General features: G+C 54.6%; 30 protein-coding genes and 3 tRNA genes. 17 read left to right on the forward strand and 16 right to left on the reverse strand.

The window, feature by feature from the left end; translation table 11 throughout:
• Positions 1-159: 159 nt before the first annotated feature.
• The 4 genes from deoD to deoC form a co-directional block, all read right to left on the reverse strand.
• Complete coding sequence (deoD, locus tag KW828_RS18590; protein WP_218337759.1) at positions 160-879, reverse strand: purine-nucleoside phosphorylase; 720 nt, start codon at positions 877-879, stop codon at positions 160-162.
• A 114-nt stretch (positions 880-993) separates the two neighbouring features.
• Complete coding sequence (gene deoB / locus KW828_RS18595) at positions 994-2217, reverse strand: phosphopentomutase (RefSeq protein WP_218337760.1); 1224 nt, start codon at positions 2215-2217, stop codon at positions 994-996.
• 85 nt (positions 2218-2302) lie between these two features.
• A complete protein-coding gene (gene deoA / locus KW828_RS18600; protein WP_218337761.1) occupies positions 2303-3625 on the reverse strand; it encodes a thymidine phosphorylase in 1323 nt (440 codons plus the stop codon).
• Positions 3626-3714: 89 nt separating this feature from the next.
• Entirely contained in the window at positions 3715-4494 is a 780-nt protein-coding gene (deoC, locus tag KW828_RS18605; protein WP_088220700.1) for a deoxyribose-phosphate aldolase, read from the reverse strand.
• Between the two features lie 249 nt (positions 4495-4743).
• Between deoC and KW828_RS18610 the strand changes: the two genes are divergently transcribed.
• Together KW828_RS18610 and KW828_RS18615 are read left to right on the forward strand one after the other, a co-directional pair.
• The gene (locus tag KW828_RS18610) at positions 4744-6294 is read left to right on the forward strand and encodes a YjjI family glycine radical enzyme (RefSeq protein WP_218337762.1); all 1551 of its coding nucleotides are present in this window, start codon (positions 4744-4746) and stop codon (positions 6292-6294) included.
• Positions 6266-7129, forward strand: a complete 864-nt coding sequence (locus KW828_RS18615; protein ID WP_218337763.1) for a YjjW family glycine radical enzyme activase — start codon at positions 6266-6268, stop codon at positions 7127-7129. Before KW828_RS18610 ends, KW828_RS18615 begins: the two co-directional genes overlap by 29 nt.
• Here KW828_RS18615 and KW828_RS18620 read toward each other — a convergent pair.
• From KW828_RS18620 to KW828_RS18655, 8 genes are all read right to left on the reverse strand, one after another.
• On the reverse strand, positions 7104-7898 hold the full coding sequence (locus KW828_RS18620) for a TatD family hydrolase (protein ID WP_218337764.1): 795 nt from the start codon (positions 7896-7898) through the stop codon (positions 7104-7106). The genes KW828_RS18615 and KW828_RS18620 overlap by 26 nt on opposite strands.
• On the reverse strand, positions 7895-8989 hold the full coding sequence (locus KW828_RS18625) for a patatin family protein (RefSeq protein ID WP_218337765.1): 1095 nt from the start codon (positions 8987-8989) through the stop codon (positions 7895-7897). Before KW828_RS18625 ends, KW828_RS18620 begins: the two co-directional genes overlap by 4 nt.
• A 116-nt stretch (positions 8990-9105) precedes the next feature.
• Positions 9106-9267: a DUF1328 domain-containing protein gene (locus KW828_RS18630; RefSeq protein ID WP_002437547.1), complete on the reverse strand. Its 162-nt coding sequence runs from the start codon at positions 9265-9267 to the stop codon at positions 9106-9108.
• A 116-nt stretch (positions 9268-9383) separates the two neighbouring features.
• Positions 9384-10001, reverse strand: a complete 618-nt coding sequence (gene osmY, locus KW828_RS18635) for a molecular chaperone OsmY (protein WP_218337766.1) — start codon at positions 9999-10001, stop codon at positions 9384-9386.
• Positions 10002-10396: 395 nt separating this feature from the next.
• Entirely contained in the window at positions 10397-11986 is a 1590-nt protein-coding gene (gene prfC, locus KW828_RS18640) for a peptide chain release factor 3 (RefSeq protein ID WP_088220694.1), read from the reverse strand.
• Positions 11987-12079: 93 nt separating this feature from the next.
• Positions 12080-12757 (reverse strand): pyrimidine 5'-nucleotidase, encoded by a 678-nt coding sequence (yjjG, locus tag KW828_RS18645; RefSeq protein WP_218337767.1) that lies wholly within the window; start codon positions 12755-12757, stop codon positions 12080-12082.
• Positions 12758-12776: 19 nt separating this feature from the next.
• Complete coding sequence (gene rimI, locus KW828_RS18650) at positions 12777-13217, reverse strand: ribosomal protein S18-alanine N-acetyltransferase (RefSeq protein ID WP_218337768.1); 441 nt, start codon at positions 13215-13217, stop codon at positions 12777-12779.
• Positions 13186-13599, reverse strand: coding sequence for a DNA polymerase III subunit psi (locus KW828_RS18655; protein WP_218337769.1), 414 nt, complete (start codon positions 13597-13599; stop codon positions 13186-13188). The genes rimI and KW828_RS18655 overlap by 32 nt, the downstream gene beginning before the upstream one ends.
• A gap of 103 nt (positions 13600-13702) precedes the next feature.
• Between KW828_RS18655 and rsmC the strand changes: the two genes are divergently transcribed.
• From rsmC to KW828_RS18675, 4 genes are all read left to right on the forward strand, one after another.
• Entirely contained in the window at positions 13703-14731 is a 1029-nt protein-coding gene (gene rsmC, locus KW828_RS18660; protein ID WP_218337770.1) for a 16S rRNA (guanine(1207)-N(2))-methyltransferase RsmC, read from the forward strand.
• 122 nt (positions 14732-14853) lie between these two features.
• Positions 14854-14940 (forward strand) — tRNA-Leu (locus KW828_RS18665).
• Positions 14941-14967: 27 nt separating this feature from the next.
• A tRNA-Leu gene (locus tag KW828_RS18670) sits at positions 14968-15053 on the forward strand.
• Positions 15054-15084: 31 nt separating this feature from the next.
• Positions 15085-15170: transfer RNA gene (locus tag KW828_RS18675), tRNA-Leu, on the forward strand.
• Between the two features lie 33 nt (positions 15171-15203).
• Here the strand turns inward: KW828_RS18675 and KW828_RS18680 are convergent.
• The gene (locus KW828_RS18680; RefSeq protein WP_218337771.1) at positions 15204-15482 is read right to left on the reverse strand and encodes a DUF1435 family protein; all 279 of its coding nucleotides are present in this window, start codon (positions 15480-15482) and stop codon (positions 15204-15206) included.
• A gap of 214 nt (positions 15483-15696) precedes the next feature.
• Here KW828_RS18680 and KW828_RS18685 point away from each other — a divergent pair, with 214 nt between their 5' ends.
• Positions 15697-16761, forward strand: a complete 1065-nt coding sequence (locus KW828_RS18685) for a GGDEF domain-containing protein (RefSeq protein ID WP_218337772.1) — start codon at positions 15697-15699, stop codon at positions 16759-16761.
• A gap of 105 nt (positions 16762-16866) precedes the next feature.
• Positions 16867-17655, forward strand: coding sequence for a siderophore-iron reductase FhuF (gene fhuF / locus KW828_RS18690; protein ID WP_218337773.1), 789 nt, complete (start codon positions 16867-16869; stop codon positions 17653-17655).
• A 110-nt stretch (positions 17656-17765) separates the two neighbouring features.
• Here the strand turns inward: fhuF and KW828_RS18695 are convergent, their stop codons facing one another.
• Positions 17766-19109 carry a PTS sugar transporter subunit IIC gene (locus tag KW828_RS18695; RefSeq protein WP_218337774.1) on the reverse strand — a complete coding sequence of 448 codons (1344 nt, stop codon included), beginning with the start codon at positions 19107-19109 and terminating at the stop codon, positions 17766-17768.
• 336 nt (positions 19110-19445) lie between these two features.
• Between KW828_RS18695 and KW828_RS18700 the strand changes: the two genes are divergently transcribed.
• The gene (locus KW828_RS18700; protein WP_218337775.1) at positions 19446-19904 is read left to right on the forward strand and encodes a YbaK/EbsC family protein; all 459 of its coding nucleotides are present in this window, start codon (positions 19446-19448) and stop codon (positions 19902-19904) included.
• A gap of 51 nt (positions 19905-19955) precedes the next feature.
• Here the strand turns inward: KW828_RS18700 and bglJ are convergent, their stop codons facing one another.
• Positions 19956-20633: a DNA-binding transcriptional activator BglJ gene (gene bglJ, locus KW828_RS18705; protein WP_218337776.1), complete on the reverse strand. Its 678-nt coding sequence runs from the start codon at positions 20631-20633 to the stop codon at positions 19956-19958.
• Positions 20582-21316 carry a LuxR C-terminal-related transcriptional regulator gene (locus KW828_RS18710; RefSeq protein ID WP_218337777.1) on the reverse strand — a complete coding sequence of 245 codons (735 nt, stop codon included), beginning with the start codon at positions 21314-21316 and terminating at the stop codon, positions 20582-20584. Before KW828_RS18710 ends, bglJ begins: the two co-directional genes overlap by 52 nt.
• Positions 21317-21779: 463 nt before the next feature.
• On the opposite strand from KW828_RS18710, the gene KW828_RS18715 reads away from it, so the two are divergent.
• The 8 genes from KW828_RS18715 to KW828_RS18750 all read left to right on the forward strand — a co-directional run bounded on the left by KW828_RS18715 (position 21780) and on the right by KW828_RS18750 (position 26806).
• Complete coding sequence (locus tag KW828_RS18715; protein ID WP_218337778.1) at positions 21780-22556, forward strand: threonine/serine exporter ThrE family protein; 777 nt, start codon at positions 21780-21782, stop codon at positions 22554-22556.
• Positions 22547-23020, forward strand: coding sequence for a threonine/serine exporter (locus KW828_RS18720; RefSeq protein ID WP_218337779.1), 474 nt, complete (start codon positions 22547-22549; stop codon positions 23018-23020). Before KW828_RS18715 ends, KW828_RS18720 begins: the two co-directional genes overlap by 10 nt.
• A gap of 65 nt (positions 23021-23085) precedes the next feature.
• Entirely contained in the window at positions 23086-23727 is a 642-nt protein-coding gene (locus tag KW828_RS18725; RefSeq protein WP_218337780.1) for a TetR family transcriptional regulator, read from the forward strand.
• A gap of 54 nt (positions 23728-23781) precedes the next feature.
• A complete protein-coding gene (locus KW828_RS18730; protein ID WP_218337781.1) occupies positions 23782-24234 on the forward strand; it encodes a MarR family winged helix-turn-helix transcriptional regulator in 453 nt (150 codons plus the stop codon).
• A 71-nt stretch (positions 24235-24305) separates the two neighbouring features.
• A complete protein-coding gene (locus tag KW828_RS18735) occupies positions 24306-24734 on the forward strand; it encodes an organic hydroperoxide resistance protein (RefSeq protein WP_218337782.1) in 429 nt (142 codons plus the stop codon).
• 216 nt (positions 24735-24950) lie between these two features.
• Entirely contained in the window at positions 24951-25490 is a 540-nt protein-coding gene (dnaT, locus tag KW828_RS18740; RefSeq protein ID WP_218337783.1) for a primosomal protein DnaT, read from the forward strand.
• Between the two features lie 2 nt (positions 25491-25492).
• On the forward strand, positions 25493-26230 hold the full coding sequence (gene dnaC, locus KW828_RS18745; protein ID WP_088220677.1) for a DNA replication protein DnaC: 738 nt from the start codon (positions 25493-25495) through the stop codon (positions 26228-26230).
• Positions 26231-26314: 84 nt separating this feature from the next.
• Positions 26315-26806, forward strand: a complete 492-nt coding sequence (locus tag KW828_RS18750; RefSeq protein WP_218337784.1) for a DUF2501 domain-containing protein — start codon at positions 26315-26317, stop codon at positions 26804-26806.
• Positions 26807-26874: the final 68 nt, after the last annotated feature.

Here is a 26874-nt window from a genome sequence, read left to right on the forward strand (position 1 = left end):
CGATACTCAGGCACGAACCGGGAAAGGTAAGACGGATGAGTATAGTTAATGCGCTGAAAGTGCTGGGAAAAGAGTACAGTAATCTGGTCCTGAATAAATGACCAGATTACTGGGGATCCCTCAGCCCATGGGGAGAGGGTCGGGGTGAGGGGTAAAACGTTACGCTTTATCGCCCAGCAGGACGGATTCCAGCGCGATTTTGATCATGTCGTTGAAGGTGGTCTGACGCTCAGCGGCACTGGTCTGCTCGTGAGTACGGATATGGTCGGACACGGTGCAGATGGTCAGCGCTTTCGCACCAAATTCCGCCGCCACGCCGTAGATACCCGCGGCTTCCATTTCCACGCCGAGAATGCCGTATTTTTCCATCACGTCGAACATAGACGGGTCCGGCGTATAGAACAAGTCGGCGGAGAAAATGTTACCGACGCGGGCATCAACACCCAGCGCTTTCGCCGCGTCAACCGCGTTACGCACCATGTCAAAATCAGCAATCGCAGCAAAGTCGTGATCTTTAAAACGCAGACGGTTCACTTTGGAATCGGTGCAGGCACCGATTCCAATCACCACGTCACGCAGTTTTACGTCTGCACGTACCGCACCGCAGGAGCCGACGCGGATGATTTTCTTCACGCCGAAATCGGTGATCAGCTCTTTGGTGTAGATGGAGCAGGACGGAATGCCCATACCGTGACCCATCACCGAGATTTTACGGCCTTTGTAAGTGCCGGTGTAACCCAGCATGCCGCGCACGTTGTTCACTTCACGCACGTCTTCAAAGAAGGTTTCCGCGATGTGCTTAGCACGCAGCGGATCGCCCGGCATCAGCACAACGTCAGCGAAATCACCCATTTCTGCATTAATATGTGGGGTAGCCATCTTTCATTCCTTTTTAAAATTTTTTGCCGGGTGGCGGCTGTGCCTTACCCGGCTTACATAACTTTAAGCGCTTCCCGTAGGCCGGATAAGCGAAGCGCCATCCGGCAACGGGTATCAGAGCATGTTTTTGCCGTATTCCATTGGTGACGTACCGAAGTAGGTCGCCAGCGTCTGGCCGATGTCCGCGAAGGTTTCACGGTGACCGAGCGAGCCAGGTTTCACTTTCGGGCCGTAGATCAGCACCGGAATGTGTTCGCGGGTGTGATCGGTGCCTTTCCAGGCCGGATCACAGCCGTGGTCAGCGGTGAAGATAATAATGTCATCTTCGCCCACCAGCTCCAGCAGCTCCGGCAGACGGCGGTCGAACAGCTCAAGACCACCGGCATAGCCCGCCACGTCGCGGCGATGGCCCCATGAAGAGTCGAAATCGACAAAGTTGGTGAACACAATCGTGTTATCACCCGCCGCTTTCATCTCTTTAACGGTGGCGTCAAAGAGCGCATCCAGACCGGTCGCTTTCACTTTTTTGGTGATACCGACGTTGGCATAGATGTCCGCGATTTTACCCACGGAAACCACCTGGCCGTTCTTCTCTTCAACCAGTTTTTTCAGGATGGTAGGTGCCGGTGGCTCGACCGCCAGATCGTGACGGTTACCGGTACGCTGGAAGTTGCCCGGTTTGTCGCCGATAAACGGACGCGCGATCACGCGGCCAATGTTGTAGCCGCCGTCGGTCAGCTCTTCACGGGCGATTTCGCACAGCTCATACAGCTTATCGAGGCCGTACGTCTCTTCGTGACAGGCGATCTGAAACACAGAATCAGCAGAGGTATAGAAAATCGGTTTCCCGGTTTTCATATGCTCTTCGCCGAGCTGGTCGAGGATCACCGTACCGGAGGAGTGGCAGTTACCGAGGTAACCCGGCAGATTTGCGCGTTCCACCAGCTTGTCGAGCAGCTCCTGCGGGAAGCTGTTGGTCTCGTTGCTGAAATAGCCCCAGTCGAACAGGACAGGCACACCGGCGATTTCCCAGTGGCCTGACGGCGTGTCTTTCCCGGAGGAGAGTTCATGCGCCCAGGCATACGCGCCGATCACTTCCGCGTTGCCATCCAGACCCGCCGCAATCTTGCCGGTGGAACCTTCGTGGGCTTTCGCCAGACCCAGACGGGTCAGGTTTGGCAGATTAAGCGGACCCTGACGACCCTGGTCGGCTTCACCTTTTGCGCAGGCTTCTGCGATGTGGCCAAGTGTGTCTGAACCTACGTCGCCAAAGCGCTCCGCATCTTCAGTCGCACCGATGCCGAATGAGTCCAGCACCATTATAAATGCACGTTTCATAGTTTCTCCGTACCTTGCGCGCTGTAAAAAAGCGATCAGATCAGTATACCCGAACTCTTCCTGTAACGGGAAGCTCGCCGGGCGGTTATTCCGTAATTCTGCGATACACCACCGGGGTTTGCGCCGGTGCGCTGTCATCGACGCGGATGGCGGCTTTAACCGCGCGGGCCGCTTCCTGCCAGCTGTTTTCATCTTTGGCATGAATGACCGCCAGCGGGCGTTGACCGTCCACGCTGTCGCCCAGACGGGCCATATCGGTAAAGCCGACGCTGTAATCAATGGCGTCAGACGCCTGACGGCGACCGCCGCCCATCGACACCACCGCCATGCCAAGCGCACGGGTGTCCATTTCTGACACGAAACCTTCGTTATCAGCATAAACCGCTTTGGTCAGCATCGCCGTCGGCAGGTATTTGTCATAGTTTTCAACGAAATCGGTCGGGCCTTTCTGGGCGGCAACCATGCGGCCAAAGATTTCCGCCGCTTTACCGTTGTCGAGCACGTTTTGCAGCATGGCGCGGGCGCTGGCGTCATCTTTCGCCAGCTTGCCGGAAATCAGCATTTCCACACACAGCGCGGTAGTCACTTCCAGCAGGCGCGGGTTGCGGTATTCGCCGGTGAGGAACTGCACGGCTTCGCGCACTTCGACGGCGTTACCGGCGCTGGAGGCCAGCACCTGGTTCATGTCCGTCAGCAGTGCGGTGGTGCGAACACCGGCCCCGTTTGCCACGCCAACAATCGCCTGCGCCAGTTCAGCAGAGAGTTCGTAGGTTGGCATAAACGCGCCGCTGCCGACCTTCACGTCCATCACCAGCGCATCCAGACCTTCCGCCAGTTTTTTGGCGAGGATCGAGGCGGTGATCAGCGGAATGGAGTCAACGGTGGCGGTAATGTCACGGGTGGCATAAAAACGTTTATCCGCCGGTGCCAGCGAGCTGGTCTGGCCGATAATCGCCACGCCCACGTCTTTGATGATCTCGCGGAAGCGTTGATCGTTCGGGAAAATATCGAAGCCCGGAATGGCTTCCAGCTTATCGAGGGTGCCGCCGGTATGCCCCAGGCCGCGCCCGGAAATCATCGGAATATAACCGCCGCAGGCGGCGACCATCGGCCCCAGCATCAGCGAGGTGACATCACCCACGCCGCCGGTGGAGTGTTTATCAACGATTGGGCCGTTGAGGTTGAGGCTTTTCCATTCCAGCACGCTACCGGAATCACGCATCGCCATCGTGAGCGAGACGCGCTCTTCAATCGCCATGTCATGGAAGAAAATGGTCATTGCCAGCGCCGCAATCTGGCCTTCGGAAACGGTGTTATCGCGAATGCCGTTAATAAAGAAGCGGATCTCTTCATCGCTTAATGCGATGCCGTCACGTTTTTTGCGGATAATTTCTTGAGCGAGAAACAAGGGAACCCCCTGAGGAAAAAGAGTCGAAGGCCAATCTGTAGGCCGGGTAAGCAACGCGCCACCCGGCATGTGGTCAGGCAAATAACAACTTAATACGCGCTGGCGCTTTTACCGTCGCCATGACCCAGTGCTTTCAGCAGGCTAGCCAGCAGGCTGGACGCGCCGAAACGGTAGTGGCGGGAATCGGCCCAGTCAGCGCCAAACAGATCGTCTGCGATAGCGAGGAACTGCGCGGCGTCTTCAGCGGTACGCACACCGCCTGCCGGTTTGAAGCCCACGGTTTTTTCCACGCCCATATCACGGATCACTTCCATCATGATGCGCGCGCTTTCCGGCGTGGCATTGACCGGCACTTTACCGGTGGAGGTTTTGATAAAGTCAGCGCCCGCTTTGATGGCGATTTCAGAGGCTTTACGGATCAGGGCTTCTTCTTTCAGCTCACCGGTTTCGATGATCACTTTAAGCAGCACGTTCGCTGCGGCACAGGCGTCTTTACAGGCTTTGACCAGATCGAAGCCGACCTGCTCGTTACCGGCGATCAGCGCGCGGTACGGGAAAACCACGTCCACTTCATCCGCACCGTAGGCGATGGCAGCGCGGGTTTCGGCCAGCGCGATCTCGATGTCATCGTTACCGTGCGGGAAGTTAGTCACGGTGGCGATGCGTACGTCCGGCGTGCCCTGCTCGTTCAGCGTTTTACGCGCAATCGGGATAAAGCGCGGGTAGATGCAAACCGCGGCGGTGTTGCCAACCGGGGTCTTCGCCTGGTGACACAGGGCGATCACTTTCGCATCGGTGTCATCGTCGTTCAGGGTGGTCAGATCCATCAGTTTCAGCGCGCGCAGGCTGCTTGCGGTTAAATCAGTCATAACATTCTCCGGTTAACATTTTATTCCGGCGGGTGTGTGAGTATTCTAACATTCACCCGCCACGACACTTCGACATTCATCACAGTTAATGAAAACGACATTCACATTTGCATAACTGATATGAGATTCAGATCATATTTTTCAGCGACACGGCCAGGGTTTTTCCGCTGAGTCCGTACCAGGATCAAAAGACGCGCATCCGGCATTTCTTACACTGCCCGCCTCACTCAAGGAACCCGAGGAAAGCCCATGCCCGCGTCTGCGACCCCATCCCTGCTGCAACGTTGCCAGCACATTGTGACAAGCCCTGTACTCTCATCCGCACAAAAGCGCCATTTTCTGGCACTGGAGGCGGAAAACAGCCTGCCGTACCCCGCCTTACCGCAGGCCGCGCGTGCGGCGCTGGATGACGGCGTGATATGCGATATGTTCGAGGGCAATGCGCCTTACAAACCGCGCTATGTGCTGCCCGATTACGCAAAATTTCTGGCGCAGGGTTCGGAATGGCTGGAGCTGGAACCGGCAAAAGATGTCGACGATGCGCTGTCGATGCTCACCATTCTTTACCACCATGTACCGTCGGTCACCTCGATGCCGGTATTTCTTGGTCATCTCGATGCCCTGTTGCAACCGTATGTTAGAATTCTAACACAAGACGAGATCGATAGTCGCATAAAACGTTTCTGGCGCTATCTGGATCGCACGCTGCCGGACGCCTTTATGCATGCCAATATTGGCCCGTATGATACGCCGGTCACCCGCGCCATTTTACGCGCCGATGCAGAGCTAAAGCAGGTCGCGCCGAATCTGACCTTTATTTATGATCCGGAAATCACCCCCGAATCGCTGCTGCTTCAGGTGGCGGAAAACATTTGCGAGTGCAGTAAACCGCATATTTCCAACGGGCCGGTAAATGATAAAATTTTCACAAAAGGCGGTTACGGCGTCGTCAGCTGTTACAACTCGCTGCCGCTGGCGGGAGGTGGCAGCACGCTGGTCAGGCTGAATCTGAAGGCCGTTGCTGAACGCAGTGCGTCGGTGGACGATTTCTTTGATCGCACGCTGGCGCACTACTGCGCACAGCAGATCGCCATTATTGATGCGCGCTGCGATTTTCTTCATCAGCAGTCCCACTTCTTTGAGAATAGCTTCCTGGTGAAAGAGGGGCTGATCGATGCACAACGTTTTGTGCCGATGTTCGGCATTTACGGTCTTGCGGAAGCGGTGAACACGCTGTGTGAGAAAAGCGGCAGCGCGGGTCGCTACGGAAAAGACGAGGCGGCGAATCAGCTGGCGTGGCGCATCAGTGAATATCTGGCGGATTTTGTCGCCCGGACGCCGGTGAAACATGGCTGGCAACAGCGCGCGATGCTGCATGCGCAGTCCGGCATCAGCAGCGATACCGTCACCACGCCGGGGGCGCGTCTGCCGTACGGCGAAGAGCCGGACCCCATCACCCATTTGCAGACGGTTGCCCCGCATCACGCATGGTATGCGGCGGGCATCAGCGATATTTTAACCCTCGACGAAACCATCAAGCGTAACCCGCAGGCGGTGGCGCAGCTCTGTCTGGGGGCATTCAGTCTCGGGATGCGGGAATTTACGGCTAACGTCAGCGGCAACGATCTGGTGCGCGTCACCGGTTATATGGTGCGGCTGTCAGATCTGGAAAAATTCCGGGCGGAGGGATCGCGCACCAATACCACCTGGCTGGGTGAAGAAGCCGCGCGCAATACGCGGATGCTGGAACGTCAACCCCGCGTGGTCAGCCATGAACAGCAGATGCGCTTTAGTCAGTAGCCTGATCCCCTTCTCCTGCGTCGACGGGCCGGGCAGTCGGCTGGCGCTGTTTTTACAGGGCTGCACGATGCGCTGTAAAAACTGCCATAACCCGTGGACCATGGGGCGCTGCAATCACTGCGGGGAGTGCGTGCCGCATTGCCCGCCTCAGGCGCTGTCGATGATTAACGGACAGGTGGCGTGGGATGCGGCCGCCTGTCAGCAGTGCGACACCTGTTTACGCCTGTGTCCCCAGCAGGCGACGCCGATGGCGCAGCGCATGAGCGTGGCGGAGGTTATCGCACAGATCAAAAAGGTGCGCGCGTTTATCGGCGGCGTTACCGTCAGCGGCGGCGAGGCCACCACGCAACTGCCCTTTTTACTGGAACTGTTTGCGGCAATAAAAGCCGATCCCGCGCTGTCGGCGTTGAGCTGTCTGGTGGACAGCAACGGCCTGCTGAGTGAAACCGGCTGGCAAAAACTGCTGCCGCTGTTTGACGGGGCGATGATCGATCTGAAAACCTGGGACAATGACACTCACCGCCAGTTGACCGGGCGGGATAACGCGCAGGTAAAACAGAGCATTCGCTGGCTGGCGGCGCGCGATAAACTGAGCGAGCTGCGGCTGCTGGTGATCCCAGGCCAGAGCGATTATCTGCATCACATTGCGGCACTGAGCGCGTTTATTGGCAGTCTGGGCAACGTCAGCGTCAGGCTGAACGCCTTTCATGCCCACGGCGTCTATGGCGAGGCGGCCCGGTGGCGCAGCGCCACGCCGGCAGATGTTGAACCGCTGGCGGCGGCGCTACGGGAGCGGGGCGTGGAAAAGATTATTCTGCCCGCGCTCTATCTGTGAAAAATAGTCGGCGGGTGTTGGTCAATATTGTCTCCGCGATGAGCTCCGGTGCTTCCGGGCGCAGTTCGCACAAGGTTGCAAACACCTGCGCCACCCGCTCGGGCCGGTTGGGCTGGCCCTGATAACCATTCAGCGGCATATCCGGCGCGTCCGTTTCCAGCAGCAGCGCCGATAACGGCAGGCGCGCCATCACGTCGCGGGTTTTACTGGCACGCGGGTATGTGATAGTGCCGCCGACGCCAATGTAATATCCCAGTTCAATAAACCGCTGCGCCTGTTGCAGACTGCCGGCAAAACCGTGTACCACGCCGGTACGCGGCAACGCGTGACGCTTCAGGTGCATCGCCAGCTTATCGTGGGTGCGCCTCGAGTGCAGGATCACCGGAAAATCATAGCGTTTCGCCAGCGCCAGCTGGGCATCGAGGATCTGCGCCTGACGATCAAACTGCGGATCTTCACGCCAGAGATCGAGGCCGATCTCGCCGATGGCAATCAGCCGTGAGTCAGGGGCGGCCAGGTGCGCCTCCAGCTGTTGCAGGCAGCGGTCGGTATGCTGTTCGATGACGATGGGATGCAGACCGAGCGCGGCATACAGCGCGTCGTGCTCGTGAGCCAGCGTCAGCACGCGGGCGAAATTCGCCGCTTCCGTCGAAGGGACGATAATCGCCTCTACGCCAGCCCCGGCGGCACGGGTAATACTCGCGCGTTCGTCGCCGGTAAACGGCGGAAAATCGAAATGGCAGTGGGTGTCGATAAAACGAAAGGTCACGCCATCCCCTCACTGCTGATGGTGGGATCGTCGTTGGCCTGGGGTGCACCCACCAGCGGCGTGGTGATGGCGTCGTTCGCCACCACCGCTGGCGGCACCACGACGGTTGGCGGAACCACGACGCCCGGCGGGGTGACAATACGCGGTGTATGGCGCAGCAGCGGCGGAGTTTCCGCCAGCAGTTTACCGACCGTTGCCAGGAAGTAGCGTCCACAAAGACGGCCCAGTTTGTAATCATCGCGCAGCGCAGGCAGACGGCTGCCCAGCGCCATGCTTTTTAACAATCGTGGCGGGTAGATCTCAAAGATGCGCAGTTTTCCCGGCGGTTTTTCAATGAACTGCTGAATGGCGCGATAGCTGGTTTCATGGTGCTGAACCAGCGTCATCAGCGGTTGCAGGCTGCTGTCACCCAGCCAGCGTTCCATGCGCTTAAACCACTGCGGGGTGTAGTACATCTGTGACGGCACGGTGCGGATCACCACAATAGTCTGCGCGCCCCGCTTCGCCGCTTCCTGTACCGGGATCGCATCGCTGATGCCGCCATCAAGATAGTTAATCCCATCCAGCATGACGCCAGGCCGATAAAAACCGGGGATGGCGCTCGACGCGCGGATCAGATCCAGCCAGGTCTGGCTGGTAGGCGAAAAATAACCGGGCGTGAAGTCATCGCCGCGGCAGGCGCACATGTAAAAGGATTTGCCGCTGTCGAACAGACGGACGGCGGTGTCCATAGCCAGCGGCATCTGGCTGGCGGTGGATTCAATCAGCCAGTCGAGATCGATCAGGTTCCCGCCGCGCACAAAGCGCACCGGATTAAAAAATTCTCGTGAGGTGGTGTAGCGCATAATGACTTTTCGCGCATAGCCAGGCTGGTTACAGAGATAAGCGGAGAGGTTTTGTGCACCCGCAGAGGTGCCAAAGTACAGGTCGAAAGGGTTGAAATTCGCGCGCATGAATTCGTCCAGCACGCCGGCGGTAAAAATGCCCCGTTGACCGCCGCCTTCACATACCAGTGCGAGACGACCCGGGCGAAATGGACTTAACGCTAACGGTGCGATATTGCCGAGCGTTATTGGAATTCGCTGTCCCACCCTGCCTTCCTGTTAAATTTTTGTATCCTGTAAGGTAGCGCACTTTTCCTGACTCTGAAACAACGAAAGCCAGTCACGAGGACTGGCTTTGCAATGGTTCGGGTTTTGGCAAACTGCTATGGACGTCTACGGCCCATGAACAGGCTGACCAGGAACAGAATGATACCTACGACGAATACGATTTTTGCCGCACCAGCTGCAGTACCCGCTAAACCACCAAAGCCCAGGGCCGCAGCGATTAACGCGATAACCAGAAATATAATGCCCCAACGAAACATATGACTCTCCTTTACCATAATTAATGTCGATCGCTGCTCGCGAGCGCTCAGGCTACTCACTGCGATTTTTTTTCGGTGTGTTGCCTACAATCCCCGGCTCTAACCGGGTGAAGGTATTACTTAGCTTTAAGGTCGTTCTTCACACTCTTCACACCATCGACCGCTTTGGCGATACTTTCCGCACGATCAATTTGTGCCTGGGAATCCACCGTACCGGACAGCTGAACCACACCATCGGTAGTTTCAACTTTCACTTTACGTGACGGGACGATGTCATCAGCCAACAGTTTGGCTTTCACTTCGCTGGTGGTCGCAGTGTCGCCTGCGTACCCTTTCACGGATTCGGATTTGCCATCACGTACGTGGAGTTTGTCGCTGACTGACGCTACGCCCTCAACCTGTTTAGCAACCTTAACCGCTTCTTCAGCCTGTGCCTGACTTTCGACGAAACCGCTCAGCGTAACGACCGCTTTTTCCGTTTTCACCGAAATATCTGTGCTCTTGATGCTTTCATGATCAACCAGTGCCGCTTTTACTTTCGCGGTAATGGCGCTGTCATCCATGAAATTACCGACTTTATTCATAGAGCTATCGATTTTTTGCCCTGCGTCGCTTGCGGTAGACTGTGCTTTGTCAGTGGCGCTGGTTTCAGCCAGTGCAGAACCACTTGCCAGTACGGAACCCAGCATTACTGCCAGCAGAGTTTTAGAAATCTTCAGTCTTGTCGTAGTCATCGATTTATTCCTTTCAGTTTGCCCGCACCCGGGCGTCAAGCCGCCATACTGGCTGCTTCGTTGCTGTGGTGAAGCTCACCTAATGCAGAATTCAATGGCATGGGTCACAATTCAGCATGTCCCGTGGCGCACTGCCCTGCTCCAGTTATTAATATTATGGTTAGCCGTTAAGCCAGGATGAAAGGTCAACATTCACGCATTGAACAGTGCTTTCAGCCGCCCCTTCGGTAACCACTTTGTTAAATATAGCTAACAAAATTAAAAGCGCTTGCGCGAAAGGCTAAAAAGTGAGCAACAAACTGAAAAAGCGGGGTAATTAAGAACATTCCGCAAGAGGCTAATAAGACAGGGAAAGTCACTGAGCGCGGCGGCTGCCGCGCTCTGAGGGGTCGGGATTAGTGTTCGCGTGTTTTACGGAACTGCACGTCAGGATAACGCTCCTGCGTCAGGTTGAGGTTAACCATGGTCGGGGCGATATACGTCAGGTTGTCGCCACCGTCCAGCGCCAGCTGGATTTCGTTCTTCCGTTTGAACTCCTCAAACTTCTTCACGTCGGTACTTTCAACCCAGCGCGCCGTGGCAACGTTTACGGATTCGTAGATCGCCTCCACGTTGTACTCGCTCTTCAGACGGGCAACCACCACGTCAAACTGCAGCACACCTACCGCTCCCACAATCAGATCGTTGTTGGAGATCGGACGGAATACCTGTACCGCCCCTTCTTCTGACAACTGCACCAGACCTTTGAGCAGCTGTTTCTGTTTCAGCGGATCGCGCAGACGGATACGACGGAACAGTTCAGGCGCAAAGTTCGGGATGCCGGTGAACTTCATCATCTCGCCCTGAGTGAAGGTATCACCAATCTGAATGGTGCCGTGGTTATGCAGCCCAATGATGTCGCCGGGGAAAGCTTCTTCCACGTGCGAACGGTCGCCGGCCATAAAGGTCAGCGCATCGGAGATCACCACGTCTTTACCGGTACGCACCTGGCGCAGCTTCATGCCTTTTTCATATTTCCCGGACACCACACGCATAAAGGCGACGCGGTCGCGGTGTTTCGGATCCATGTTGGCCTGGATCTTAAAGACGAAGCCGGTGAACTTCTCTTCTTTCGCTTCCACGGTACGGGTGTCGGTTTTACGCCACATAGGCGCAGGCGCCCAGTCCACCAGACCGTCGAGCATATGGTCAACGCCAAAGTTACCCAGTGCGGTACCGAAGAACACCGGCGTAATTTCACCGGCGAGGAACAGTTCTTGATCGAATTCGTTAGACGCGCCCTGCACCAGCTCCAGCTCGTCACGCAGCTGTTGTGCCAGGTCTTCGCCCACGGCGCTGTCCAGCTCCGGGTTGTTCAGCCCTTTAACAATGCGCACATCCTGAATGGTGTGGCCTTTACCGGTCTGATAAAGATAGGTTTCATCTTTATAGAGGTGGTACACGCCTTTAAACAGCTTGCCGCAGCCAATCGGCCAGGTGATCGGCGCGCAGCCAATCTTCAGCTCGTTTTCCACTTCATCCAGCAGTTCCATTGGATCGCGGATGTCACGGTCAAGTTTGTTCATAAAGGTGAGGATCGGGGTATCGCGCAGACGGGTAACTTCCATCAGCTTACGGGTACGATCTTCAACGCCTTTTGCCGCATCGATAACCATCAGGCAGCAGTCCACTGCCGTCAGCGTGCGGTAGGTATCTTCGGAGAAGTCTTCGTGGCCGGGGGTATCCAGCAGGTTCACCAGGCAGTCGTGATACGGGAACTGCATCACGGAGGTGGTGATCGAGATCCCACGCTGCTTTTCCATTTCCATCCAGTCGGATTTGGCGTGCTGGTTAGAGCCACGGCCTTTTACCGTACCGGCAGTCTGGATCGCCTGTCCGAACAGCAACACCTTTTCGGTGATGGTGGTTTTACCGGCATCGGGGTGCGAAATAATGGCAAACGTGCGGCGCTTCGCCACCTCTTGTAAATAAGGAGACAACGTCATAATGATATTCTTCTTAGTCAATGCGCGGCGCGAAGCCACGCAGCATGAAATTCAAAATTGCGGCTATTTTACCCATCAATGGAGGACAGACAATCAATGTTTACACAGCAGCTGCTCCAGTTCGCCAAGGGAGGTCACGGTCCAGGTGGGTTCCACACCGTCCGGTAAAGTTCGCTGATGGGCGTTAAGCCAGCAGGTCGACAGGCCAGCATTCATGCCGCCCAGAATGTCCGACTCGGCGGTATCTCCCACCATTAATACGCGACTGCGCGCCGGGTTTCCTGCCTGCTCCAGCGCATAATCAAAAATGCTGGGATGTGGCTTCGCCACGCCGATCTGCTCAGAGATGACCAGCAGATCGAAATAGTCCCGCAGTCCGGTACGCGCAAGGCGAATTTCCTGCAGGGCGGTAAAGCCGTTAGTGATAATGCCCAGTTTTGCTTTACCTTTCAGGGCGTTCAGCAGCGATACGGCCCCCGGCAGCGGTGTACAAATCGCTGCCATCGCGTTAAGAAACGCCTCATTCAGATCGCCCGCCGGAACGTTTAATTTCGCCGCCCATCCTTCAAAACGCTGATGCTGCAACTGTAGGGCGGAGATGGCACCATTCTGGTATTCCACCCACAGCGGTTTATTAACGGCCTGATAATCCTGGAAATCGTCAGCGGTAAAGGTCACGCTATAGTCAAGAAACATCCGCTGTAAGCCGCCGAACGAATCAAAGGTAAACAGCGTTTCGTCAGCGTCAAAGAAAATCCAGTCCCAGTTCATTACATCACCTTACGTCTTGTTAAATCGGCAACGCCATAATAATTGCGTCTTCGCGGCCCGTTGCCGTCGGGTAATAGTTACGTCGGACGGTGGCTTCGTTAAAGCCCAGGCTTTCATACAGGGCGATGGCGGCGGCGTTTGACGCGCGCACTTCCAGCCACAGCGTCAGCACATCGCGTTTTTCCAGTTCGGCAATCAGATGCAAGAGCAGCATTTTGCCCAGCCCCTGGCGCTGAAAAGCGGGATCGACCGCGATGTTAAACAACGTGGCTTCATCGAGCACCACTTGCGTGATGGCAAACGCGGCCATGGTGTCACCGACCATCAGCCGGAAATTGAGGTAGCGCTCACCCTGATTACTGGCGAAGGTTTTTTCACTCCACGGAAACGCGTGTGCACGGGTTTCAATCTGGAAAGCAGCCGCTAAATCAGTCGTGGTGAGGGAAGAAATCGTGTTCATGTTCGCAGATTTGTTGCCATAGGGCGGCGCGAGCCGCAGGGTTAACCCGTAATTCATCGAATGGCGGGGACGTTACCTTCACGCCCTCCAGCGCCACGTTTTCGTCAGCGCCCAGCAGCCAGCAGTTACAGCGGCTGCCGGCAGGCAACATCGCGATCCGTTCCGGCGTGATTTGTAAAACCTGGTCGGGTGTGACGGTCAGCGCACGCATCACGTCGCCGATAAGCGGTTCGGTTAATGCCGGCAGTGTGGAGGACACCATCACCAGACGAATGTGTGCCGGCAGCGAAATCGCAATTTCGCCCTGCAACGCCGCGGGCCTGCGCAAAGCCCACTGGGTAATGCCCAGCTGCTGTAGTTGCCAGTCGCGTCGGGATGTCATAGGGGATCACTCCTGTCTGTCAGGCGCGCAAATATAGCAAATTCGTCGTATCTGCGCCAACAAACTACTATAATCGCCGCCTGAGTTTAATGAGGAGTGTTTAATGTCTGCGTTTACCCCGGCAAGTGAAGTCTTGCTGCGCCACAGTGATGATTTCGAAGAGAGCCGTATTCTGTTTGCCGGAGATATGCAGGATGACCTGCCTGCTCGCCTGGATACTGCGGCAAGTCGTGCGCATACCCAGCAGTTCCACCACTGGCAAGTGCTGAGCCGTCAGATGGAAGATCGTGCCCGTTTTAGCCTCGTCGCCGATGCGTCTGACGTGGCAGACAGCGATACGCTGATCTACTACTGGCCGAAAAACAAGCCGGAAGCCCAGTTCCAGCTGATGAATATTTTGTCGCTGCTGCCGGTCGGCACCGATATTTTTGTCGTCGGTGAAAACCGCAGCGGCGTGCGTAGCGCCGAACAAATGCTGGAAGCGTACTGCCCGCTGACCAAAGTCGACAGCGCGCGTCGCTGTGGCCTGTATCATGGGCGCCTGGAAAAACAGCCCACTTTCGATGCCGAAAGCTTCTGGGATGAATACCCGCTTGACGATCTGACTATCAAGACTTTACCGGGCGTGTTCAGCCGCGACGGTCTGGATGTGGGCAGTAAGCTGCTGCTCTCCACCCTGACGCCGCACACCAAAGGAAAAGTGCTGGATGTGGGTTGTGGCGCAGGCGTGTTGTCCGTCGCGCTGGCACGTCACTCACCAAAAGTGCGTTTGAGCCTGTGTGATGTGAGCGCTCCGGCGGTCGAAGCCAGTCGTGCGACGCTTGCGGCAAACGGTATTGAAGGTGACGTGTTCGCCAGTAACGTCTTCTCGGAAGTGACCGGTCGCTATGACATGATCATCTCTAATCCGCCGTTCCATGACGGTTTGCAGACCAGTCTTGAAGCAGCGCAGACGCTGATCCGCGGTGCGGTTCGTCATCTGAATAGCGGCGGCGAGCTGCGTATTGTCGCGAACGCCTTCCTGCCTTACCCGCAGGCACTGGACGAAACCTTTGGTTTCCACGAAGTGGTCGCGCAAACCGGTCGCTTTAAAGTTTACCGGACGGTCATGACGCGCCAGGCAAAACGCTAAGAGTTTAGGTGCCGTTTTTTACGACAAATAAAGAAACGGCACACAATTAACTGTTGACGAAAATCCTAAAACATCTAGAATGCGCCTCCGTGGTTACGATACTTAAAGAGTATCGATGGTATGCGAAGGTGGCGGAATTGGTAGACGCGCTAGCTTCAGGTGTTAGTGTCCTTACGGACGTGGGGGTTCAAGTCCCCCCCCTCGCACCATAAATCACATGATATTGCTCGCACTGGGCGAAGGTGGCGGAATTGGTAGACGCGCTAGCTTCAGGTGTTAGTGTCCTTAGGATGTGGGGGTTCGAGTCCCCCCCCTCGCACCAACGAGGCAATATCAAAAAATAAGATAACAGTGCGAAGGTGGCGGAATTGGTAGACGCGCTAGCTTCAGGTGTTAGTGTCCTTAGGATGTGGGGGTTCGAGTCCCCCCCCTCGCACCACTTATCTTGTTTTCTTCCTGCTTTCCTTCCCGGTTACATCACTCGCTTTAAATTCATCAGTAGCATCATCATCCCGCTGACCAGCGCAATGCCCGATGGCAACAGCACAAAGTGCCGTAACTGCTTGTGATAAAGCATCACTGGTGTCAATACCAGTCCCAGCACGATCAACATCCGCCACGCATTAAGAGAGAGATCGGCGTACGCCAGCCCGGTCACGAGCAGACCCGCCAGTAAAAGTCCCCATCCACTTCCCAGCGCCCGTTGCAACATGCTTTCACCCCTCAAAGGGATAATGATAACCAATATCATATGATATGTTTTCTCATTTGTCAGCTGATGTCATGAGGTTTGCGTGAACTTTACGCATCGCCTGATGACAGACATTCACTAAGGTGATAAATTGTGCGCTCAGGAAGACCGATAACACTTTTATATTATTTTTCGCGATTAACTTTTCCCCGCGTTATTTTTCGTTTTGGCAACTACTCCATTTCTAAATTGCAGATTAATAACGAATTAAAAAATGACAGCACACTCATGGCATTCCCTTTGTAACAATAAATACCGTTTATCCCTGCGCCTGTTCTTGTTTCTGAATGCAGCCTCGGCCCTGTTTTCTTTTCTGCTTCCACTCTATAACGTGCGATCGCTGACGGCCCCGCTGTGCCTGTTGTTTACTGTCAGCATGACGCTTCTGTTGTGGCACTGGCGTTTTCCGGCAAAGAAATTAAATGTGCAGCTGATCTCGGTTTTATTTGGCGCATTATGGGCCTGGCATGTCGCCATTAAATATTCCGGGCTTACCGATCCCGGTTCGCCTTATCTGCTGATCGCGCTTATTAGCGTGCTATTTATTGGCTCTATCGCTTTTTCTAATAATATCATCGCATTCACCCTGCATTCGTTGCCGGTATTTTTATGCTGCCTGTGGTTTAGCGAAGGTGAAAACATGATGCGGATGATATTTTCTTTCGCGCTCCCCATGACGGGTATCGCTATTCAGAACGTGATCCAGTCGCGTAATGATAAGTTTGCGCTTGATTTAATGTACCGACTCCTGGAAGAAAGAGAGACGCTGAATGATTTAAGCATGCTCGACCCTCTCACCGGCCTGTACAATCGCCGCGGCCTGCAAAACAAAATCGATAATCTGCTGGCGCTGGATAACGGCGTGCGTTATGTCCTGCTGCTCGACATTGACCATTTCAAAGCCTACAACGATCACTATGGGCATATGATGGGCGATCAGGCGCTGATCCGGGTGTCAGCCGCTATCCGTGATGCGGTGCGCTCACGGGATATTGTGGCCCGCTTTGGCGGCGAAGAGTTTATGATCCTGCTGAGCAGCGTGGATCTGGAGCGAGCGCGGATGGCCGCTGAGCGTATCCGTCAGCAGGTCTACGATCTGAAAATCCCTCACATGTTCAACGAAAGTGTGGCAACCAACGTGACGGTCAGCATTGGTATCGCGCCGCTGACGGACAGCAACATCGAGGCGGCGCTGGATCAGGCTGATAAGGCGCTGTATGAAGCCAAACACCTCGGCCGTAACAGTATCTTGTTCAGCGGAGAGCTGAAAGTCGCCTGAAGCGGCGCTGCCCCTGCACTTTTCGGACAAAGATCTTGCGATCGGTTTTATCTATAGTTAGGATTGGCAATCATTATCATTTAGATTCCATGTCAGTCGCGCACTATGGCCTATCGCTTCGCTCCGATTACTGAAGATGCTGTCTGGCGTATACCGCTTCGTCCTGAAACGGTTTCGCTGGTCGATGCCCTGCGTGACGTTTTTGCCACGCATCGTGCGCATTTCCTTGATGTGGTAAAGCTCGACGAACCTCACCCGCACCAGGCAATGACACTGGCCGAATGGTCAACGCCGGCGACGCTTCAGTCGTTGCAGGCGGTTTATGCCGATCACATCTACCGCAATCAACCAACCCAAGTGCGTGAAAATAAGCCGCTGCTGTCGTTATGGGCGCAGTGGTATCTGGGGCTGATGGTACCGCCGCTGCTGCTGGCGCTGTTAACGCAAAAAACCGCACCGGATGTGTCCCCGGAACATTTCCATGTGGAGTTTCATGAAACGGGCCGCGCTGCCTGTTTCTGGGTGGATGTGCATGCGGATCATGTCACCACCCGTCTGTCGGATCAGCAACGTATTGAAAGGCTGATTGTACGGGCAATGATCCCGGTAGTGCAGGCGCTGGAATCGACCGGCGAGATTAACGGCAAGCTTATCTGGAGTAATACCGGCTATCTGATCAACTGGTATCTCAATGAGATGAAGCCCTTGCTCGGCGAGGAGCGCGTCGCGGCGCTGCGCCAGTTTTGTTTCTTTGAAAAACAGCTTTCCGATGGTCAGGATAATCCGCTGTGGCGCACCGTGGTGCTGCGTGATGGATTGCTGGTTCGCCGCACCTGCTGCCAGCGTTACCGTCTGCCGGATGTGCAGCAATGCGGTGACTGCACACTGAAATAAACCAGACTGTTGGTCTACCGGGTGGCGCTACGGTCAGATTCCTGCATCCATGGCGGCCTATGGCCCGCCTTCTGTAGGCCCGGCAAGCTTACGCCGCCGGGCAATTCGCATCACGCTACCTGTTGACGTTCTTCCTCTGCACGCAATGCCTCTTCAGCTTCCTGCGCCAGCAACTGCTTCTCATACACTTTAAAGAACGGGTAGTAGATGATGGCGGACACCACCGCCAGGATCACCACGAGGATCGCGGCGCGGAAATCCCAGCCGAGTCCCCATGCTGCTCCGATTGGTGCAGGCGCAGTCCATGGCACCACAGAAATCACACGACCAATCAGATCCATTTTCATGGCGCCCCAGGCGATGATGGCGTTTACCATCGGCGCGAGCAGGAACGGAATAAAGAACACCGGATTCATGACGATAGGCGTGCCGAAGATCACCGGTTCGTTGATGTTGAAGAAGCTCGGCACCACGCTCAGCTTACCTATCGAACGCAGATGCACCGAACGGCTGCGTAAATAGCACAACACCAGCCCCATCGTGGCCCCGGAGCCACCAATCACAATAAAGAAGGTCCAGAAGGCTTCCATAAAGATATGCGGCAGCGGCGCACCCTGCGCCAGCGCGCTCTGGTTCATACCGAGATTGGTCAGCCAGAACATTTGCAGCATTCCGGAAACGATCGCCGCCCCGTGAATACCGGCAAACCACAGCAGATGCCCAATCAGCACCGCCAGCAGAATAGCGGGCAGTGAATCCGCCGCCGAGACCAGCGGTTTAAACAGCGACATGATGGCCTGCGGGATCAGCATATCCAGCTGCGACTGAATAAACAGGCTGAGCGGGTACAGCGTCACCACCACCACCAGCACCGGGATCAGCAGGTCGAATGAGTTTTTGATCATCGGCGGCACCTGATCCGGCAGGCGAATACCAATGTTATGCGCCTTCAGAAAACGCATCATCTCCACGCAGTAAATAGCAACGAGAATTGCCGTAAAGATGCCGGTTCCTCCCAGGCTGTCTACCGGCATCGCGCCTTTGGTTTTCGGCGCTGCTACCAGCAGGAAGGCCATCAGCGAGAGCATGGCGCACATGAAGGGATCCAGTTGATGCGATTTAACGTAGTGCTTGCCCAGGTTGTAGGCAATTGCCGCACAGATGTAGATCGACATGATCCCCATCGTCATATCAAAGGGTGTGAGGATCTGCCCTTCAAACTGTTTTGCCATATCCAGCCAGGCACGGGCAAAGCCTAAGGTGGTATCCGGTGAAAACGGCGGGTAGGCAAAGACCAGTAAAAACGAGCCGACGATCATAAAGGGCATGGCGGAAATAAAGCCATCACGGATCGCCATCACATGGCGCTGGGAGGATATTCGCCCGGCGATCGGGCTGACATAATTTTCAACAAAACGGAAAATCAGATTAAACGCAGCATGGTTATCAGACATAGCAGCTCTCCTGTCAGGCGAACAAGTTAAACGCAGCAGCGATAAACAACGCGCCGTGCGGCAATCCATTATGCGGGTTTACAACCATGCCAGGCGCAGGGCCAGCATTAAAGCTCAGTTGGATACGTTTCATAGACGGCTCTTTTTTATCTGAGACAGAGGAAGGGTGAAACGAGTATTAATCTCCGTTACGGACACTGCAACCGGTTACTGTAACCGGTTTCCGTGAATGTGAAGAGGATCGATAAATCCGGCAGATCCATTTGTGATTAATTAATATTTACAGCACACGAAGGCTTATGACAGATTACTGCCAGTCGTTCCCAGGAGATAACAATGAGTCTGCATTCTGTGCGGGAGTTTTTTGCAAGTCAGGCCCCCGATATTGAAATTATTGAATTAAGTCAGAGTACTGCAACCGTAGCGATGGCCGCAGCGGCGCATAATGTTGAACCCGGACAAATCGCCAAAACGCTGTCATTAAAAGTGAAGGATGAGGTCATTCTGATTGTGGCGAAAGGCGACGCCAGGCTGGATAACAAAAAGCTGAAATCGACCTTTGGCGCAAAAGCCCGCATGCTGAGCAGTGACGAAGTGGTACTGACGACAGGTCACCCGGTTGGCGGCGTTTGCCCCTTTGGCCTGGAAACCCCCCTGGCAGTCTATTGTGATGTGTCCCTTAAACAGTATCAGGAAGTACTGCCTGCCGCAGGCGCGACCCATAGCGCCGTGCGTATTTCACCGGCGCGCATGGCGCAATTGACGTCTGCCACCTGGGTGGATGTATGTGAATAACAGCTTGCGCCAGCCTCTCGACTGGCGCAGCAATACACAGACATAGGGTTACTACGCAAACATGTGTACTGCTGGCGGTTTTCGATCTACCGAGATATGCATCAGTATGTCCGCCGCATCCAACAATCCTGCATCAGAATGTACGCCGAGCTTGGTCATGGCGTTAAATTTATGCGCGCGCACGGTTTTGATATTTCGTGACATGCAATTAGCGATTTCCGGCATTGAGTAACCGTAAGTCATGTAATGCAGAATAGCGCGCTCGGTAGGACTCAGACCATTATTCTTACTGATATACCAGTCGTTAATAATGTTCTCATTAAGCCGATGGGTATTATGAAGCAATAGAGCAAGCTGCTCCTGCAATGGTCCAATCGCCAGTGTTTTGCTGATGATGCCATGCAGGCTGGAAGGGGAAAGCAAACTCATCAGGCGAACTTCTGTCTCATCCTGTGCCAGCACAATCCGTTGGGCGGACGGGTAAGCCTGCGCAAGTTTTAGCAGACTCTTAAGGCAATCAATACGCTGTGCCCGCAGCCCGGAAAGTGAAAACAGGACAGAAAAAAAAGGCATTTTGAGCGCAGCCGATTCAAAGGCGGCGTAATTTTTAAAAAAATGGAGCGTATACATACTGAAGGCTGACGCATTAAACAGATGAGACAGCCCCATCTCACTCATTACACAACTTTCGATGACAGCAACATGCCGCTTTGCACATTTCTTTTCCATTCGGTTTGCTCTCCGTAGGCTGAAGCTAAATTCAGCTCTCTCATTCCCTGTGCACTATTAATCCATGCGTACATTTCAGCATTGCTACGCAGTGAAAGACGGCGCATGGCACTATTCTTTTGCGCACTCACTGTTTTATTACTCTTCTTAAGCAACATCGCGACCTGATTAATCCCCCAGCCCTTACCAATAAGCCGTAATACGCGCCGCTCAGAGAGCGTCAACAGGGCTGACTTTTCCTCTTCCTCGTCAAAATCAGCGGGCTCAGGTGACAGCAGCGTTTGACTGATCCTTTCTGCACTAATACTGCCAGCGCGAATGGCGTTAACCACAACGTCTACCGGATCAACCTGAGACAGCAAGGTGCTTTCCGGACGCAGCAGCATCTCTACGGCCAGCGGATACAGCAGACGCGGGACAATAAAAATCCAATGAATATCAAGATAATGGGTCAATAATTTGTAGTAGTGTTCACAAATGCTTTTAGGATGGCGAATATCGCCAGATAAATCGGCAATCACTAAATCTGCGCGCCGCAGCTGAAGCAACGTAAGTTCTTCTAATGCGTGACAATACGAGAGTTCATATTCGGGAAAATGGTTAGCAATAATATTGCCAATGCCATTTTGTATGATAGGTGCTTTACTAATAACGATACCGAATTTACAACTTCCTGTAACCATAATTTACCCGTCTCCTTTTTAAGTTCAGAGACTCCAGGCAGAAATGAACGCTTTAATTAAGCATTATATTTTGCCCCTGAGTTTTCCGTCACTTTTTCCCTGGATACCAACCGTTGAGTGCCACATGGCATCTCTTTTCCCTTTGGAGAGATCACCATCGGATTTTTTCAACCTGCTCTCACCGCGCTAATATCGCATAAATAAGGAAAAATAAATAACCAACGACATGGTTAAAAAATACAATTAAATTTAAGTAAAAATTAAATGATTCATTCAACGAATATTAGAAGGGGAAATGAGGATGCCCATGCTCCCAGGATCTGCGCCGGGAAAGCCGAAAAAAAATCGACAAGATATGAACAATTATTGATCTGCCTCCCGCCTGGGTACCAGGCACTTTGTGCTAAAACTAGGCTTTCCGCCTGGCCTTCAGGCGTTTTGACGTTTTCTACCAGGGCACGACATGCAAGCAGAGCAGGCGTCACAGCGAATCATTACACGATTGTGTATCCAATGCGGTCTTCTTTTATTACAGCACGGTGCAGAGAGCGCCCTGGTAGAGGAATTATCAACTCGCCTTGGGCTGGCGCTGGGCATGGACAGTGTAGAAAGTTCCATTTCGGCCAATGCCATTGTGCTGACGACTATTAAAGATGGTGAATGTCTCACGTCAACGCGCAAGAACAGCGATCGCGGGATCAACATGCATGTGGTCACTGAAGTGCAGCATATCGTCATCATGGCTGAGCATAAACTGCTCGATTATCAGGACGTCGAAAAACGCTTTAATCACGTTAAGCCACTGCGTTACCCACGCTGGCTGATGGTGCTAATGGTGGGCCTCTCCTGCGCCTGCTTTTGCCTGCTTAATAAAGGCGGCTGGGACGGCGCGGTCGTGACATTCTTTGCCAGCAGTATCGCGATGTACGTGCGGCTGACGCTGGCGCAGCGGCATATGCACCCGCAGATCAATTTTTGCATCACCGCTTTTGTGGCAACCACGGTCGCGGGCTTACTGCTCATGCTGCCCACTTTCGCTCTGACCTCGACGGTATCGATGGCTGCCAGCGTACTGTTGCTGGTACCAGGTTTTCCGCTGATTAATGCCGTGGCTGATATGTTCAAAGGCCATATTAATACCGGGCTGGCGCGATGGGCGATTGCCAGTCTGTTGACCCTTGCTACCTGTGTAGGCGTAGTGATGGCGATGACACTGTGGGGGCTGCGCGGATGGGCTTAATCGATTTTCTGCTGACGCTGATGCAGGACATGGTGCTGTCTGCCATTCCCGCTGTGGGTTTTGCGATGGTGTTTAACGTTCCGCACCGCGCTCTGCCCTGGTGCGCGCTGCTGGGGGCGATCGGCCACGGTTCGCGCATGACAATGGTCACGGCGGGCTTCAATATTGAGTGGTCTACGTTTATGGCGTCAATGCTGGTTGGTGCCATTGGCATCCGCTGGTCCCGCTGGTATCTGGCGCACCCCAAAGTCTTTACCGTGGCGGCGGTGATCCCGATGTTTCCGGGGATTTCGGCCTATACCGCGATGATCTCCGCGGTGAAGATTGGTCATATTGGCTACAGCGAGGATCTGATGATCCTGCTGCTGACCAATTTCCTCAAGGCCACCTCCATCGTAGCCGCCCTGTCTATCGGCCTGTCGGTACCAGGACTGTGGATCTACCGCAAGCGTCCGCGCGTGTGAAATTTGTTTTCTGCTGCTGCCGTGGTGATAATCACCCTTTCCGTTTTGGCGTGTAAGGAGTGAGCGTGGAGCACCATGGCAGTAATCCTGAAGAGAAGACTGACGAAGCCAGCCTGAAAGAGAAGATCTTTAACAGCGCCATCACGCTGTTTGCGGAATACGGGCTGAACGGCGCGCGCATGGAGCAGATCGCAGAAAAAGCCGGCACCACCAAGCGTATGGTGGTCTATCACTTCAAAACCAAAGAGAACCTGTACTTACGCGTTCTTGAACATGTCTATACCGAAATCCGCGCCAGTGAAAAACAGCTCAACCTTGCCGGGATGCCGCCGGTGGAAGCGATGGTGCAACTGGTTGAAAGCACGTTTGATTATCATGCCGCTCACCCGGATTTTATTCGCATCATCTGCATGGAAAACATGCAGCGGGGCCGCTTTATGCAGCAATCCGCCGTACTGCGCACCGTTAACCGCAGCGCGCTGGATCTGCTGGAAGATATTCTCCAGCGCGGCCAACGCAAGCAACTGTTCAATAACACGGTCAACGCCCGTGATGTACACCGCCTGATGAGCAGCTTCAGTTTCCACTTCGTCGCCAACAGTTACACCTTCACCCTGCTGTTCGAAGACGGGGCCGACAGCGCCGCGCAGCAAGCGCATTACCGTGCGATGGCCGTGCAGGTGGTGCTGCGTTATCTGTGCCCGTAAAATAAGCAAACAAAATAACTTGCAATTAAATCGCACACTATCTATATTCAACTCATGAAGACGAAGACCGCTCCATCCAGTCGTATGCTGGACCTTGATAACCAGCTCTGTTTTGCGCTCTATTCGACGAATCTGGCGCTCAACAAAGTGTACCGGCAATTGCTGGCACCGTTGCAGTTAACCTACCCGCAGTATCTGGTGATGCTGGTGTTATGGGAACAGGATGATGTCACGGTATCGGAGATCGGCGAACGCCTGTTTCTGGATTCCGCCACGCTGACTCCACTGCTTAAACGCCTGGAAAGCGCCGGGCTGGTAAGCCGCCAGCGCTCTCGTCAGGACGAGCGTCAGGTGGTGGTTACGCTGAGCGACAGTGGCCGGGCGTTACAAGAACAGGCACGCGATATTCCCGAACGGGTGGGCTGTGCAGCCGCCTGCGACACCGCCACCATGACGGCGCTGAAGCAGGAGCTGGAAAAGTTACGCGAGAACTTACACCGCGCATAATGACTCATTGAGAGTGGTTATGCGCGCATATAAATAGCACGCTATTTTATAGCATACATAAGGAACGCACGATGTCTCTTGAAAAAGTAATCTACACTGCTGTTGCCAAAGCTACCGGTGGCCGTGATGGCCGCGCAACCTCTTCTGACGGCGTACTTGATGTAAAACTGGGCGTGCCAAAAGAGATGGGCGGCGCTGGCGGTGAAGTGACTAACCCGGAGCAGCTGTTTGCAGCGGGCTACTCTGCTTGCTTCCTCGGCGCGATGAAGTTCGTCAGCGCACGCGACAAAATCACCCTGCCTAAAGACGCGTTCATTGAAGGCGAAGTGGGTATCGGGCCGCTGCCGACCGGTTTTGGTATCGAAGCTAAACTGAACATCCACCTGCCAGGTATGGATGCCAGCGAAGCGAAAAAACTGGTTGATGCCGCTCATATCGTTTGCCCGTACTCCAACGCCACGCGCGGCAACATCGACGTTACGCTGAACATTATTGCCTGATTTATTACCCTCACCAGGGGGCTTTACGGGAGGATAAGACGGTTGCCCGCTTGCGCAGCCGCCTCCTTTATCCTGTTGATTCATCAACACTTAAGGCCGGGGAAACCCGGCTTTCTTTTCTGCACTGCTTTCCGGGCAGCGCTCTGTGCTACTATGTGCACATATCAGTTGCGGAACCCTTCGCAATGTCTGTACCAGTCAGTTTGAGATAGCACAATGTCCTCCAGAATCCTGTCCACGAACGTCATCGGCATCGATGATTTTATGCGTCAGCACGCTACCGTCCTGGCGCAAGCGCCGCACGGCACGGTGGCCGTGTTTGCCAATAATACCCCGGCTTTTTACGCGCTCACCCCTGCGCGGCTGGCGGAGTTGCTGGAACTGGAAGCCCGTCTGGAACGTCCGGCCAGCGATGTTGCACTGGATGCGCAGTTTTACGAAGAACCGGTCGCCACGCCGGTGAGCGTACCGATGGGCAAATTTGCCATGTATGCCGCCTGGCAACCCGACGCGGATTTCCAGCGTCAGGCCGCGCTGTGGGGCATCAGCCTGACGCAGCCGGTCACGCCGGAAGAGCTGGCCTCGTTCGTGACCTACTGGCAAGCGGAAGGCAAAGTCTTCCACCACATCCAGTGGCAGCAAAAACTGGCGCGCAGCGTACAAATGGGCCGCGCCAGCCAGGGCGTATCGCTCAAGCGTGATGTGAACACGGTAAGCGAGCCTGATAATCAAATTCCACCCGGTTTCAGAGGATGATGATGAAAAACGTCGGCGAACTGATGAAACGTCTGCAAAAAATGATGCCAGAGCACGTGAAACCCGCGTTTAAAACGGGCGAAGAGCTGCTGGCGTGGCAAAAAGAGCAAGGTGAGATCCGCGCCGCTGCCCTTGCGCGTGAAAACCGCGCCATGAAAATGCAGCGCACCTTTAACCGCTCCGGCATCCGTCCTTTGCACCAGAACTGCTCATTCGATAACTATAAAGTTGAGAACGAAGGCCAGATGAACGCCCTTGCCAAAGCGCGTCAGTACGTGGAAGCCTTCGACGGTAACATCGCCAGCTTTATCTTTTCCGGCAAGCCCGGCACCGGTAAAAATCACCTCGCGGCGGCCATCTGCAACGAACTGCTGCTGCGCGGCAAATCGGTGCTGATCATCACCGTGGCAGATATTATGTCGGCGATGAAAGACACCTTTACCAATCGCCAGATCAGCGAAGAACAGCTGCTCAACGATCTGAGCAACGTGGATCTGCTGGTGATCGACGAGATCGGCATGCAGTCCGAATCGCGCTATGAAAAAGTGATCATCAACCAGATCGTCGATCGCCGCTCTTCTTCCAAACGCCCAACCGGGATGCTGACCAACAGCAATATGGACGAAATGACCAAACTGCTCGGCGAGCGGGTGATGGACAGAATGCGTCTGGGTAACAGCCTGTGGGTCATTTTCAACTGGGACAGCTACCGCAGTCGCGTCACCGGTAAAGAGTATTGAGAGCAATCTGAACCCGTAACGCGCGCCGGCCCTGTAATAATGGGCCGATCCTGCCCGACAGGGCATTACCCAAGAGTACGCCAGATGAAATTAGCCCAACGTATGCTTTGCTGCGCCCTTGTCGGCAGCGCCCTTCTCTCCACGGCCGCCAGCGCTGCCTCCTGGCAGGAATCCCTCTCCAGCGCCGCCTCACAGCTCAGCCAGAACAATGACGCCCAGCAGGGCGGCCTGTCGCTCTCGTCCCTGGGCAGTTTACTTAACGGTGGTAATCAGGCATTAAGCGCCGACAATATGAACAACGCCGCCGGGATTTTGCAGTACTGCGCCAAAAACAAGCTGGCGTCGGTTACGAATGCGGAAAACGTGAAAAATCAGGTGATGGAAAAGCTGGGTCTGAGTACGCCCGCCGCCCAGCAGCAGGACACTAACTATCTGGATGGTTTGCAAGGGCTGCTCAACACCAAAGAGGGTGAACAACTGAGCCTGAGTAATATCGGCAACTCCCCACTGGCGGAGAAAGTCAAAACCAAAGCCTGCGACATTGTCCTGAAACAAGGGATAGGCTTCCTGTCCTGACCGACCAGACCGTCGCGTCATCACAGACGCGACGTTAATTTCCCGCTACCTGCCTTTTACGCCTCCCG

The organism is Enterobacter sp. ENT03, assembly GCF_019218745.1.
Classification (GTDB): Bacteria; Pseudomonadota; Gammaproteobacteria; order Enterobacterales; family Enterobacteriaceae; genus Enterobacter_D.

What these genes read in the sequence shown, in the direction of transcription:
- deoD (WP_218337759.1), bottom strand. Translation starts at nt 879, where the DNA reads ATGGCTACCCCACATATTAATGCAGAAATGGGTGATTTCGCTGACGTT.
- deoB (WP_218337760.1), bottom strand. Translation starts at nt 2,217, where the DNA reads ATGAAACGTGCATTTATAATGGTGCTGGACTCATTCGGCATCGGTGCG.
- deoC (WP_088220700.1), bottom strand. Translation starts at nt 4,494, where the DNA reads ATGACTGATTTAACCGCAAGCAGCCTGCGCGCGCTGAAACTGATGGAT.
- KW828_RS18610 (WP_218337762.1), top strand. Translation starts at nt 4,744, where the DNA reads ATGCCCGCGTCTGCGACCCCATCCCTGCTGCAACGTTGCCAGCACATT.
- KW828_RS18615 (WP_218337763.1), top strand. Translation starts at nt 6,266, where the DNA reads ATGAACAGCAGATGCGCTTTAGTCAGTAGCCTGATCCCCTTCTCCTGC.
- KW828_RS18630 (WP_002437547.1), bottom strand. Translation starts at nt 9,267, where the DNA reads ATGTTTCGTTGGGGCATTATATTTCTGGTTATCGCGTTAATCGCTGCG.
- osmY (WP_218337766.1), bottom strand. Translation starts at nt 10,001, where the DNA reads ATGACTACGACAAGACTGAAGATTTCTAAAACTCTGCTGGCAGTAATG.
- prfC (WP_088220694.1), bottom strand. Translation starts at nt 11,986, where the DNA reads ATGACGTTGTCTCCTTATTTACAAGAGGTGGCGAAGCGCCGCACGTTT.
- yjjG (WP_218337767.1), bottom strand. Translation starts at nt 12,757, where the DNA reads ATGAACTGGGACTGGATTTTCTTTGACGCTGACGAAACGCTGTTTACC.
- rimI (WP_218337768.1), bottom strand. Translation starts at nt 13,217, where the DNA reads ATGAACACGATTTCTTCCCTCACCACGACTGATTTAGCGGCTGCTTTC.
- KW828_RS18655 (WP_218337769.1), bottom strand. Translation starts at nt 13,599, where the DNA reads ATGACATCCCGACGCGACTGGCAACTACAGCAGCTGGGCATTACCCAG.
- rsmC (WP_218337770.1), top strand. Translation starts at nt 13,703, where the DNA reads ATGTCTGCGTTTACCCCGGCAAGTGAAGTCTTGCTGCGCCACAGTGAT.
- KW828_RS18680 (WP_218337771.1), bottom strand. Translation starts at nt 15,482, where the DNA reads ATGATATTGGTTATCATTATCCCTTTGAGGGGTGAAAGCATGTTGCAA.
- KW828_RS18685 (WP_218337772.1), top strand. Translation starts at nt 15,697, where the DNA reads ATGACAGCACACTCATGGCATTCCCTTTGTAACAATAAATACCGTTTA.
- fhuF (WP_218337773.1), top strand. Translation starts at nt 16,867, where the DNA reads ATGGCCTATCGCTTCGCTCCGATTACTGAAGATGCTGTCTGGCGTATA.
- KW828_RS18695 (WP_218337774.1), bottom strand. Translation starts at nt 19,109, where the DNA reads ATGTCTGATAACCATGCTGCGTTTAATCTGATTTTCCGTTTTGTTGAA.
- KW828_RS18700 (WP_218337775.1), top strand. Translation starts at nt 19,446, where the DNA reads ATGAGTCTGCATTCTGTGCGGGAGTTTTTTGCAAGTCAGGCCCCCGAT.
- bglJ (WP_218337776.1), bottom strand. Translation starts at nt 20,633, where the DNA reads ATGGAAAAGAAATGTGCAAAGCGGCATGTTGCTGTCATCGAAAGTTGT.
- KW828_RS18710 (WP_218337777.1), bottom strand. Translation starts at nt 21,316, where the DNA reads ATGGTTACAGGAAGTTGTAAATTCGGTATCGTTATTAGTAAAGCACCT.
- KW828_RS18715 (WP_218337778.1), top strand. Translation starts at nt 21,780, where the DNA reads ATGCAAGCAGAGCAGGCGTCACAGCGAATCATTACACGATTGTGTATC.
- KW828_RS18720 (WP_218337779.1), top strand. Translation starts at nt 22,547, where the DNA reads ATGGGCTTAATCGATTTTCTGCTGACGCTGATGCAGGACATGGTGCTG.
- KW828_RS18730 (WP_218337781.1), top strand. Translation starts at nt 23,782, where the DNA reads ATGAAGACGAAGACCGCTCCATCCAGTCGTATGCTGGACCTTGATAAC.
- KW828_RS18735 (WP_218337782.1), top strand. Translation starts at nt 24,306, where the DNA reads ATGTCTCTTGAAAAAGTAATCTACACTGCTGTTGCCAAAGCTACCGGT.
- dnaT (WP_218337783.1), top strand. Translation starts at nt 24,951, where the DNA reads ATGTCCTCCAGAATCCTGTCCACGAACGTCATCGGCATCGATGATTTT.
- dnaC (WP_088220677.1), top strand. Translation starts at nt 25,493, where the DNA reads ATGAAAAACGTCGGCGAACTGATGAAACGTCTGCAAAAAATGATGCCA.
- KW828_RS18750 (WP_218337784.1), top strand. Translation starts at nt 26,315, where the DNA reads ATGAAATTAGCCCAACGTATGCTTTGCTGCGCCCTTGTCGGCAGCGCC.